Origin of the sequence: Thiomicrorhabdus marina (genome assembly GCF_017571465.1) — a bacterium.
Taxonomy (GTDB): Bacteria; Pseudomonadota; Gammaproteobacteria; order Thiomicrospirales; family Thiomicrospiraceae; genus Thiomicrorhabdus; species Thiomicrorhabdus marina.
On sequence record NZ_JAGETV010000082.1, the window covers coordinates 1 to 308 of the forward strand.

The 308-nt window shown below is 41.6% G+C and carries 1 rRNA gene; it reads left to right on the forward strand.

What is annotated here, in order from left to right:
• Positions 1-224: 224 nt before the first annotated feature.
• Positions 225-308, forward strand: a 5S ribosomal RNA gene (gene rrf, locus J3998_RS13180); the annotation flags it as partial.

Consider the following 308-nt stretch of genomic DNA (forward strand, 5'->3'; position numbering starts at 1 on the left):
CTAACTTGTACTAATTACCCGTGAGGCTTAACTATACAACTCAAAAGTAACTTTGCGAAAGCGAAGTGAAGATTGAGGTTCATCGAGAGATGGCACAAATACCTTGAGTAACTCAAGTTAAGAAAAAAAGCGAAACCTAAAAACAGCAATAACAATCATTATTTCAAACCTATTTTGAAGTGTTGGAACGTAACTGAACGAACCGACACCTCAACACCGAATTGCTTGGTGACAATAGCGAGATGGAACCACCTGATCCCTTCCCGAACTCAGAAGTGAAACGTCTCTGCGCCGATGGTAGTGTGGGA